The 7,195-nt window shown below is 71.8% G+C and carries 7 protein-coding genes; 2 read left to right on the top strand and 5 right to left on the bottom strand.

Annotated elements, in window-relative coordinates; genetic code table 11:
* Positions 1-238: 238 nt before the first annotated feature.
* Entirely contained in the window at positions 239-1,228 is a 990-nt protein-coding gene (gene moaA / locus AB0F77_RS40355) for a GTP 3',8-cyclase MoaA (protein ID WP_361958859.1), read from the top strand.
* Positions 1,229-1,272: 44 nt separating this feature from the next.
* On the opposite strand, the gene AB0F77_RS40350 is transcribed toward moaA, so the two are convergent.
* Complete coding sequence (locus AB0F77_RS40350; RefSeq protein WP_361958856.1) at positions 1,273-1,509, bottom strand: hypothetical protein; 237 nt, start codon at positions 1,507-1,509, stop codon at positions 1,273-1,275.
* A gap of 215 nt (positions 1,510-1,724) precedes the next feature.
* A complete protein-coding gene (locus tag AB0F77_RS40345) occupies positions 1,725-2,117 on the bottom strand; it encodes a DUF3099 domain-containing protein (protein ID WP_361958853.1) in 393 nt (130 codons plus the stop codon).
* Between the two features lie 236 nt (positions 2,118-2,353).
* Here AB0F77_RS40345 and AB0F77_RS40340 point away from each other — a divergent pair, with 236 nt between their 5' ends.
* On the top strand, positions 2,354-2,638 hold the full coding sequence (locus tag AB0F77_RS40340) for a GlsB/YeaQ/YmgE family stress response membrane protein (RefSeq protein WP_361958850.1): 285 nt from the start codon (positions 2,354-2,356) through the stop codon (positions 2,636-2,638).
* A gap of 61 nt (positions 2,639-2,699) precedes the next feature.
* On the opposite strand, the gene tyrS is transcribed toward AB0F77_RS40340, so the two are convergent.
* The 3 genes from tyrS to AB0F77_RS40325 all read right to left on the bottom strand — a co-directional run bounded on the left by tyrS (position 2,700) and on the right by AB0F77_RS40325 (position 7,107).
* On the bottom strand, positions 2,700-3,968 hold the full coding sequence (gene tyrS, locus AB0F77_RS40335) for a tyrosine--tRNA ligase (protein ID WP_361958847.1): 1,269 nt from the start codon (positions 3,966-3,968) through the stop codon (positions 2,700-2,702).
* A gap of 52 nt (positions 3,969-4,020) precedes the next feature.
* Positions 4,021-5,415, bottom strand: a complete 1,395-nt coding sequence (locus tag AB0F77_RS40330; RefSeq protein ID WP_361958844.1) for a metallopeptidase TldD-related protein — start codon at positions 5,413-5,415, stop codon at positions 4,021-4,023.
* A gap of 168 nt (positions 5,416-5,583) precedes the next feature.
* Positions 5,584-7,107 (bottom strand): TldD/PmbA family protein, encoded by a 1,524-nt coding sequence (locus AB0F77_RS40325; RefSeq protein ID WP_361958841.1) that lies wholly within the window; start codon positions 7,105-7,107, stop codon positions 5,584-5,586.
* Positions 7,108-7,195 lie beyond the last annotated feature (88 nt).

The raw sequence follows: 7,195 nt of genomic DNA, 5'->3' as shown, positions 1-7,195 counted from the left end.
TCAACGTGCTGTTCGCGATGCTCCGCGACGGCACCTTCTACGAACCCAGAACCCCACGCCTCGCTTGACGAAAGACATAGAGGCACCCCCCCGGGCCCGCCCCGGCCCTCCCGCGCGGGGATCCCGCGCGGACGGATCTCCTGGATCTCCTCGGGATCAACCCTCGGCCGATGTCAGTGCCGTCACGTAGGCTCGCAAGTGACGCAAGACATCTGCCGCAACGAGGGAGGGGGCCCACGTGCTCATCGACACCTACGGCCGGGTCGCCACCGACCTGAGGGTCTCGCTGACCGACCGCTGCAATCTGCGCTGCACGTACTGCATGCCCGAGGAGGGCCTGCAGTGGCTGGCCAAGCCGGACCTGCTGACCGACGACGAGATCGTGCGCCTCATCGACATCGCGGTCACCTCCCTCGGCATCACGGAGGTCCGCTTCACCGGCGGTGAGCCGCTGCTGCGGCCGGGCCTGGTCGGCATCGTCGAGCGGGTCGCCGCGCTTCAGCCGCGCCCCCGGATGTCCCTCACCACCAACGGCATCGGCCTCAAGCGCACCGCCGCCGCGCTCCGGGCGGCCGGCCTGGACCGGGTCAACGTCTCCCTCGACACCCTCCGCCCCGATGTCTTCAAGACGCTCACCCGCCGCGACCGCCACCGGGACGTCCTCGACGGCCTGGAAGCCGCCCGCGAGGCCGGCCTCACCCCGGTCAAGGTCAACTCGGTCCTGATGCCCGGCCTCAACGACGACGAGGCCCCCGACCTGCTGGCCTGGGCCGTGGCGAACGACTACGAACTGCGCTTCATCGAGCAGATGCCCCTGGACGCCCAGCACGGCTGGAAGCGCGAGGGCATGGTGACCGCGGGCGACATCCTCACCGCCCTGCGCACCCGCTTCGAGCTGACCGCCGAGGGCGACGGCGAGCGCGGCTCGGCCCCCGCGGAGCGCTGGCTGGTCGACGGCGGGCCGCACCGCGTGGGCGTCATCGCCTCCGTCACCCGCCCGTTCTGCGCGGCCTGCGACCGCACCCGGCTCACGGCCGACGGACAGATACGCACCTGTCTGTTCGCCCAGGAGGAGACCGACCTGCGCGGCGCCCTGCGCTCCGACGCCCCCGACGAGGAGATCGCCCGCATCTGGCGCGAGGCGATGTGGGGCAAGAAGGCGGGCTCGGGCCTGGACGACCCGACGTTCCTCCAGCCGTCCCGCCCGATGTCGGCGATCGGAGGATAGGGACAGGGGACAGGGAACCGGGGCCCGGGGACAGGGTCCGGGTCCTAGAGCCCGTCCCGGTGCTCGGCCTCCCGTAGGGCCTCCCACTCCGCCAGCAGGACCACGTCCTTCAGGAAGCCCCGCATCCCCAGGAACTGGGAGAGGTGCTCGCGGTGCTCCTCGCACGCCAGCCAGGTCTTGCGGCGGTCCGGGGTGTGCAGCTTCGGATTGTTCCAGGCCAGCACCCATACGGCGTCGGCACGGCAGCCCTTGGCGGAGCAGATCGGGGTCTCGTCACTCAAGGTTCGTCCCACACGGAAGATGAACAAAAAAGGCGACGCCGAGCAGCCACGGGGGGAGCTGCCCGGCGTCGGTCCGTCGCTCCGACGGGGGATGCGGAGCGCGTACGCAGTATGTCACGGGTAGCCCGTCGCCCGGCACCGGAACTGCATGATTGATCTGAGCTTTTCCTGAGCTTGTCAGGGTCGGGAAACCCCCTTGTGCACATCCGTGATGGTCACACCGGGTCGGCCCGCTCGCCCCGCAACCCGGCCGTCGGAGCGTCCGCGTCCTGCCGGACGGATTCCGCGTGGTCCTCCGCCCGCGGGGGCGCGATCACCGGTCGGCTCGGCGCGATCCCGAACGTCGACGGCAGCGACGGGGGCCGCTCCCGGCCCGCGTTGGCGATCACCACGGCGACATAGGGGAGCAGTGCTCCGAGCACCAACGCCACCACCGCGACGTGCCGTTCGACGTTCCACAGAGTGACCGCGAGGATCACCGAGAAGGTGCGGACCGTCATCGAGACGATGTACCGCCGCTGCCGGCCGCGCACGTCCTCGGCCAGCCCCGTCCGGGCCCCGGTGATCCGGAACACCTGGCCGCCGCCGTCGCCGCGCAGCTTCCGCATCACAGTCCACCATCCGCCCGCATCGGCCTCCGCCCGGCCCGGGTACGCGCCGGGACAACCCTCACGGTACGCCCCACCTGCGCCGCCCACGAGACCGGGGCGACGCCGTCCGGGCGAACCTCCTGCGCACAGCTGGGGAGCGGGGTCCACCGCACGGCCGTACCCGACGTGCGCCGTACGGCGTACGGGCCGACACTGTTCGTAATGCTCACGTCGACCCGGACGAGGAGGCAGCCATGGGCTGGTTGTGGGCGATCATCGTGGGATTCGTGCTGGGCCTGATCGCGAAGGCGATCATCCCGGGCAAGCAGCACAGCCCGCTCTGGCTGACCACCATCTTCGGCATGCTCGGCGCCCTCGCGGGCAACGCGATCGCCCGCGCCGTCGGCGTCGGCGCCACCCCGGGCATCGACTGGACCCGCCACGCGTTCCAGCTCGTCGCCGCCATCATCATCGTTTTCCTCGGCGACATGGCGTACATGGCCCTGTGGGGCAAGCGCAAGCAGCAGCGGGTGGCCTGACGGGCGACACGGCGAGGGGCGGCTTCCCGGTGGAAGCCGCCCCTCGTCCATGAGGTCATGGTCACCCGGTCGTGACGTCGACCGCCGCCAGGTTCTTCTTGCCGCGCCGCAGCACCAGCCAGCGCCCATGCAGCAGGTCACCGGCCACCGGGACCGCGTCCTCGGCCGTGACCTTGACGTTGTTCACGTACGCGCCGCCCTCCTTGACCGTGCGCCGCGCGGCCGACTTGCTGGCGACCAGGCCGACCTCCGCGAACAGGTCCACCACCGGGCCGAGTTCGGCGACCCGCACATGCGGCACCTCGGACAGCGCGGCCGCCAGCGTCGCCTCGTCCAGCTCCGCCAGCTCGCCCTGCCCGAACAGCGCCCGGGACGCCGCGACCACCGCGGCCGTCTGGTCGGCGCCGTGCACCAGCGTGGTCAGCTCCTCGGCCAGCGCCCGCTGCGCGGCCCGCGCCTGCGGCCGCTCCTCGGTCTGCCGCTCCAGCTCCTCGATCTCCGTACGGGACCGGAAGCTGAAGATGCGCAGGAACTTGGAGACGTCCCGGTCGTCCGCGTTCAGCCAGAACTGGTAGAAGGCGTACGGCGTGGTCAGCTCCGCGTCGAGCCAGACCGTGCCGGACTCCGTCTTGCCGAACTTGGTGCCGTCCGCCTTGGTGATCAGCGGCGTGGCCAGCGCGTGCACCGCGGCGTGCGGCTCGACCTTGTGGATCAGGTCGGCCCCCGCCGTCAGATTGCCCCACTGGTCGCTGCCGCCGGTCTGGAGCGTGCAGCCGTGGCGCCGGTACAGCTCCAGGAAGTCCATGCCCTGGAGGATCTGGTAGCTGAACTCGGTGTAGCTGATGCCCGCGTCGGAGTTCAGCCGCCGGGCGACCGCCTCCTTCGAGATCATCTTGTTGACCCGGAAGTGCTTGCCGACGTCCCGCAGGAAGTCGATGGCCGACAGGCCCTGGGTCCAGTCCAGGTTGTTGACCATGGTCGCCGCGTAGGGGCCCTCGAAGTCGAGGAACCGCTCGATCTGGCCGCGCAGCCGCGCCACCCAGCCGGCCACCACCTCGGGGTCGTTCAGGGTGCGCTCGGCGGTCGGCTTCGGGTCGCCGATCAGACCCGTGGCGCCCCCGACCAGGCCCAGCGGACGGTTGCCCGCCTGCTGGATCCGGCGCATCGTCAGGATCTGCACCAGGTTGCCCAGGTGCAGGCTCGGCGCGGTCGGGTCGAAGCCGCAATAGAACGTGACGGGACCGTCCGCGAACGCCTTGCGCAATGCGTCCTCGTCCGTGGAGAGGGCGATCAGCCCACGCCACTTCAGTTCGTCGACGATGTCCGTCACGGTCGTATGTCTCCTTGAACGGTGAAAACGGCTCCCCCAGTGTATGGGGGCCTCAGACGCCCTGGCTGACCGAGCTCATGTTGAAGTCGGGCACCCGCAGGGCGGGCATCGCGGCCCTGGTGAACCAGTCGCTCCACTCCCTCGGCAGCGTCCGCTCCGTGCGCCCCGCCTCCGTGGCCCGCCCCAGCAGGTCCACCGGCGACTCGTTGAACCGGAAGTTGTTCACCTGCCCGGTGACCTCGCCGTTCTCCACCAGGTAGACCCCGTCGCGGGTCAGACCGGTCAGCAGCAGCGTCGCCGGGTCGACCTCGCGGATGTACCACAGGCACGTCAGCAGCAGCCCGCGCCCGGTGGCCGCGACCATCTCCTCCAGGGAGCGGTCCTCGCCGCCGTCCAGGATCAGGTTGCCGATCGCCGGGGCCACGGGCAGCCCGGTCAGACCGGCGCTGTGCCGGGTCGTGGTCAGGTGCCTCAGCTCACCGTCGCCGATCCACTCGGTGGCGCCGACCGGCAGACCGTTGTCGAACACCGACTGGTCGCCCCCGGAGCTGTGCGCGACCACGAACGGCGCCGACTCCAGACCCGGCTCGTGCGGGTCGCTGCGCAGCGTCAGCGGCAGCCCGGTCAGCCGCTCGCCGACCCGGGTGCCGCCGCCCGGCTTGGAGAACACGGTCCGGCCCTCCGCCGCGTCCCGGCCCGACGCCGACCACAGCTGGTAGATCAGCAGGTCCGCGACCGCGGTCGGCGGCAGCAGCGTCTCGTAACGGCCCGCGGGCAGCTCCAGACGCCGCTCGGCCCAGCCCAGGCGTACGGCCAGCTCCGCGTCGAGCGCCCCCGGGTCGACGTCCTTGAAGTCCCGCGTCGAGCGGCCCGCCCAGGCCGAGCGCGTACGGTCCGGGGACTTGGCGTTCAGCTCCAGCGTCCCGGTGGGCTGGTCGTGCCGCAGCCTGAGCCCCGTCGAGGTGCCCAGGTAGGTGGTGACGAACTCGTGGTTGGCGAAGCCGTACAGCTCACGGCCGCCCGCCCGCGCGTGGGCGAACGCCTCGCCGAGCGCCGGGGCGAACTCCGTGAACACCGCCGACGAGGTCTCGGTGGGCGCGTCCGTGAAGTCCGGCGACGCCGGCACGTCCACGACCAGGGGCTGCGCGTCGTCCGCGGGCCCGGCGCCGCGCGCGGCGGCCTCGGCGGCCCGCACCAGCGGCTCCAGCTCCTCCGCGGTCACCGCGGAGCGGGACACCACGCCGGAGGCGGTGCCCTCCTTGCCGTCGACGGTCGCGACGACCGTGAGGGTGCGCCCGCGCGTGACGCCGTTCGTGGTCAGGGCGTTGCCCGCCCAGCGCAGGTTCGCCGTGGACCGCTCGTCGGCGATCACCACACAGCCGTCCGCCCGCGACAGCGCGAGGGCCCGCTCGACGACCTCGTGCGCCTTGCCCGTACGCCCGCTCATCGACCCGCCTCCTGCGTGGTGTCGAGACTGTGCTTGCCCGGGGGGCAACCCCCGGACCCCCGGCCGGTCCCGGTGCTGGCCTTCATCGACCCGCCTCCTGCGTGGTGTTGAGACTGTGCTTGCCCGGGGGGCAACCCCCGGACCCCCGGCCGGTCCCGGTGCTGGCCTTCATCGACCCGCCTCCTGCGTGGTGTTGAGGATGTTGACGCCCTTGAAGAGGGCGGAGGGGCAGCCGTGGGAGACGGCCGCCACCTGGCCCGGCTGGGCCTTGCCGCAGTTGAACGCGCCGCCCAGGACGTACGTCTGCGGGCCGCCGACCGCCGCCATGGAGCCCCAGAAGTCGGTGGTCGTCGCCTGGTAGGCGACGTCCCGCAGCTGACCGGTGATCCGCCCGTTCTCGATCCTGAAGAACCGCTGCCCGGTGAACTGGAAGTTGTAGCGCTGCATGTCGATGGACCAGGACCGGTCGCCGACGACGTAGATGCCCCGGTCGACGCCCCCGATCAGGTCCTCCGTGGACAGCCCCGCCGGATCGGGCCGCAGGGAGACGTTGGCCATCCGCTGCACCGGCACGTGCCCGGGGGAGTCGGCGAACGCGCACCCGTTGGACCGCTCGAAGCCGGTCAGCCGCGCGATGCGCCGGTCCAGCTGGTAGCCGACGAGCGTGCCGTCCTTGACCAGGTCCCAGGACTGGCCCTCGACGCCCTCGTCGTCGTACCCGACGGTCGCGAGGCCGTGCTCGGCGGTGCGGTCACCGGTGACGTTCATCAGCTCGGAGCCGTACTTCAGCTTGCCGAGCCGGTCGAAGGTGGCGAAGGAGGTGCCGGCGTACGCGGCCTCGTAGCCGAGCGCGCGGTCCAGCTCGGTGGCGTGGCCGATGGACTCGTGGATGGTCAGCCACAGGTTGGACGGGTCGACGACCAGGTCGTACAGGCCCGCCTCCACGCTCGGCGCGCGCATCTTCTCCGCGAGCAGCTCGGGGATGCTCTCCAGCTCCGCGTCCCAGTCCCAGCCGGTGCCGGTGAGGTACTCCCAGCCGCGGCCGACCGGCGGAGCGATCGTGCGCATCGAGTCGAACTCACCGCTCGACCCGTCCACCGACACCGCCGTCAGCTGCGGATGCAGCCGCACCCGCTGCTGGGTGGTCTCGGTGCCCGCGGTGTCCGCGTAGAACTTGTTCTCGTGCACGGTCAGCAGCGAGGCGTCGACATGGCTCACGCCCTTCGCCGCCAGCAGCCGCCCGCTCCACTCGGCGAGCAGGGCCGCCTTCTCCTCGTCGGGCACGGAGAACGGGTCGATCTCGTACGACGACACCCATGTCTTCCCGGCGTGCACCGGCTCGTCCGCCAGCTCCACCCGCTCGTCCGAGCCGGCGGCCCTGATGACCTGCGCCGAGAGCTTCGCCATGGCCACGGCCTGCGAGGCGACCTTGGCGGCGGCGTCGAGCGTCAGGTCGACGCCGGACGCGAAGCCCCAGGTGCCGCCGTGCACCACCCGCACCGCGTACCCGAGGTCGGTGGTGTCGGACGAACCCGCCCGCTTGCCGTCCCGCAGCCGCCAGGCCGCGCTGCGCACCCGCTCGAACCGGAAGTCCGCGTGCTCGGCGCCCAGCGCCCGCGCACGCGCCAGCGCGGCGTCGGCCAGGGCCCGTAGCGGAAGCGCCGTGAAGGCTTCGTCGATGGAATGAGGCACGGAGGTCTCCCTGCTGTCGTGGCCTGTCGGTTCCGATCATGACGCGCGGGACCGCCGGCGGACCACAGGTTTCGCTCCCGTGCCGGAG

It is taken from the genome of Streptomyces sp. NPDC026672, assembly GCF_040638185.1.
GTDB lineage: Bacteria > Actinomycetota > Actinomycetes > Streptomycetales > Streptomycetaceae > Streptomyces.
Note: the sequence above shows the minus strand (reverse complement) of the source record. Positions and strands in the feature narration are given on the sequence as shown.

Coding starts and splice junctions, on each gene's coding strand:
- AB0F77_RS40345 (WP_361958853.1), bottom strand. CDS start 2,117: ATGCGGAAGCTGCGCGGCGACGGCGGCGGCCAGGTGTTCCGGATCACC.
- AB0F77_RS40340 (WP_361958850.1), top strand. CDS start 2,354: ATGGGCTGGTTGTGGGCGATCATCGTGGGATTCGTGCTGGGCCTGATC.
- AB0F77_RS40330 (WP_361958844.1), bottom strand. CDS start 5,415: ATGAGCGGGCGTACGGGCAAGGCGCACGAGGTCGTCGAGCGGGCCCTC.